This window comes from Bacteroidota bacterium (genome assembly GCA_030706565.1).
Taxonomy (GTDB): Bacteria; Bacteroidota; Bacteroidia; order Bacteroidales; family JAUZOH01; genus JAUZOH01.
On the sequence record JAUZOH010000423.1, the window covers coordinates 1 to 3,090 of the forward strand.

The window sequence follows — 3,090 nt, forward strand, 5'->3', positions numbered from 1 at the left end:
CAGGGTACAATTACGACGAAATACCTGACCACTGGAAGGTAATGCTGCAAAAAGTTCCTGAAAAACAGGGAATCCCTCATTTCCGGAATGTCTATTTTTCTAATATCAAGGTTTTAGAAGCCCAAAAGGCGATAGTAGCCGAAGGAATGAACGAATCGCCCGCAGAAAATTTCTTTTTCGACCATGTAAACATTGTTGCCGGTACAGCTGGACAAATCAGCTTTGCCAAAAACTGGATTTTTAACGATCTGCATATTCAGACCAAAGACGACAGCAAACCCAAACTGATCAATTGCAGCGGTTTGAATTTATAAATTCAAAGTGCAGAAAACATGATCGTAAAAACGTGATTGCCAAGAAAAAACCACCCCTTATGGACAGGCCAAATGATTATTTATTCTTTTCATTCAGCAATTTTTGCAGATCGAACATTTCATCCCGTAAACGGGCAGCCTCAACAAAATTAAGCTCGCGGGCTTCTTTTTCCATTGCATTCTTTGTTTTTTCAATGGTTTTCTGCAAAGCGTCCCTGCTCATATATTTTACCACGGGGTCGGCAGCCACATCAGCTTTTTCCGGTTCGACATAAGCATAATTGTTCAGTTTTCCGGACATACCGCCCATAATTGAAGCCGAAGACTTGATAATGGGAGTAGGCGTAATATGATGTTTTTCATTGTAAGCCAACTGTTTGATTCTTCTCCTGTTGGTTTCATCAATAGTCCGTTTCATGGAATCTGTGATTTTATCAGCATACATGATCACTTTGCCATTCAGATTCCGTGCGGCACGGCCTGCAGTCTGGGTAAGCGAACGTTCTGAACGCAGGAATCCTTCCTTGTCCGCGTCGAGAATAGCAACCAGCGATACTTCGGGCAAATCCAATCCTTCCCTAAGCAGGTTGACACCAACCAGCACATCAAATGCACCATTGCGCAGGCTGTCAAGAATATCAATCCGGTCAAGGGTTTCGACATCGGAATGGATATAACGGCAACGCACCCCGTAACGGGTCAGGTAAGCTGTAAGCTCTTCGGCCATACGCTTGGTCAGGGTTGTAACCAGTATCCTTTCGTTTTTTCTGGCCCGTTCGTTTATTTCTTCCATCAGGTCATCAATCTGATTCAAACTGGGCCGGACATCAATCACAGGATCCAGCAAACCGGTAGGACGGATCACCTGTTCAACGACCTCTCCTTCGCTCTTTTCCAGTTCATAATCAGCAGGTGTGGCACTAACGAAAATAATCTGTCCAACCAGGGATTCAAATTCATCAAACTTCAAAGGGCGGTTATCAACAGCTGCAGGCAGGCGGAAACCATATTCAACCAGGTTCTGCTTGCGCGAACGGTCACCTCCGAACATCGCCCTGATTTGTGATACCGTAACATGGCTCTCATCGATGACGGTCAGAAAATCGTTAGGGAAATAATCGATCAGGCAGAAGGGGCGTGTACCCGGCAGGCGGCCGTCAAAATAACGGGAATAATTTTCAATACCCGGACAATAGCCCAATTCCTGAATCATTTCCAGGTCGTATGTAACCCTATCCTGAATTCGCTTGGCTTCTAAATCCTTTCCGTTTTCCTTAAAGAAGGCAACCTGTTCGTCCCTGTCCTTTTTAATTTGCTCAATAGCATTCTGCATCCGGCTTTTAGTAGTAACGAAAATATTGGCCGGATATATCGAAACCGAATCAGGGGTATCAATAATATTTCCATTGACCGGGTCGAAGGATTCAATTTCTTCCACCTCATCGCCGAAAAATATAAATCTATAGGCATAATCAGTATAGGCCAGAAAAACATCAACGGTATCGCCTTTTACCCTGAAGGTTCCCCGCTTGAAATCAATTTCATTGCGCGAATACATACTGTCCACCAGAAGATGAAGGAATTTATTCCTGGCAATAGTTTGTCCCCGCTCTATACTGATCGTATTGCTGTGAAAATCCTCAGGATTACCAATACCATAAATGCAGGACACGGAAGAAACAACAATTACATCAGTCCTTCCTGAAAGGAGAGCCGAGGTGGCACTCAACCTTAGTTTTTCAATTTCCTCATTGATGGATAAATCCTTTTCTATATAGGTATCAGTAACAGGCAGATACGCCTCGGGCTGATAATAATCGTAATAGGAAACAAAATATTCCACAGCATTTTCAGGAAAAAACTGCCGGAATTCGCTGTAAAGCTGTGCAGCCAATGTTTTGTTATGGCTCAGGATTAAGGTAGGCCTCTGCAATCTTTGGATAACATTGGCAATGGTAAAAGTTTTACCGGAGCCTGTTACCCCAAGCAGGGTATTAAAAGGCTTTCCAGCCCGTATATCTTCTTCAAGCGAAGCGATAGCTTCAGGCTGATCGCCGGTTGGCTGGTAATCGGATACTAAATGAAAAGGCATTGATCTGTTTTTTATCTGATACTCAAAAACAACAAAATTACAATTTTGTTGCAGAGGCTGATAAAAAACCTTTCAAATAGTAAAAAGAACTAGCAAAAAAGAAAAATATGTTTATTTTTACTTTAAAAACGGAAAAAGATGTCTCCCAAAGTTGATGAATTATTAAAGCGCATTGCAAAACTAGTCAGACAGAACCAGCAACTCCAGGATCAATTAAAAGAATTAAACGGGAAATATGAAGAGTTGCTGAAAAATCAGGAGAGCAAAGACAATATCAGAGAAGCCATTGTTCAACAGGTTCCTGAAGAAATCTATCCTGAAGAAAGGCAGCAATTCAAAACAGTGACTGTCTTATTTGCCAATATACACGGCTTTTCAAAAATCTCCAGTGTTGAAAATGCCGATGCCCTGATGGACGAGCTTGATCAAATTTTTTTTCAATTTGATGCCATTGCCCAGAGATATAACATTGAAAAAATAAAGACCATAGGGGATTCGTACATGGCAGCAGGGGGAATACCAAAGAAAAACAGCACCAATCCCATCCAGGTTGTCCTTGCTGCAATGGAAATGCAACAATACCTGGAAACAATTCACCGGAATCACAGTAATGACGGACGGAAAGTCTGGGATATCGTAGTAAGCATACATACAGGCCCGGTTATGGCAAATATTATGGGTAAA

3 protein-coding genes are annotated in these 3,090 nt (G+C 42.2%); 2 read left to right on the top strand and 1 reads right to left on the bottom strand.

Features of this window, described 5'->3' with window-relative positions; genetic code table 11:
• Nucleotides 1–314 (top strand): glycoside hydrolase family 28 protein (locus Q8907_15050; protein MDP4275589.1); only part of this gene is annotated, 314 nt, incomplete at its 5' end.
• A 76-nt stretch (nt 315–390) separates the two neighbouring features.
• Here the strand turns inward: Q8907_15050 and uvrB are convergent.
• On the bottom strand, nt 391–2,406 hold the full coding sequence (uvrB, locus tag Q8907_15055) for an excinuclease ABC subunit UvrB (protein MDP4275590.1): 2,016 nt from the start codon (nt 2,404–2,406) through the stop codon (nt 391–393).
• 138 nt (nt 2,407–2,544) lie between these two features.
• Between uvrB and Q8907_15060 the strand changes: the two genes are divergently transcribed.
• Nucleotides 2,545–3,090: adenylate/guanylate cyclase domain-containing protein (locus Q8907_15060; GenBank protein ID MDP4275591.1), on the top strand; the 546-nt coding region annotated here is incomplete at its 3' end.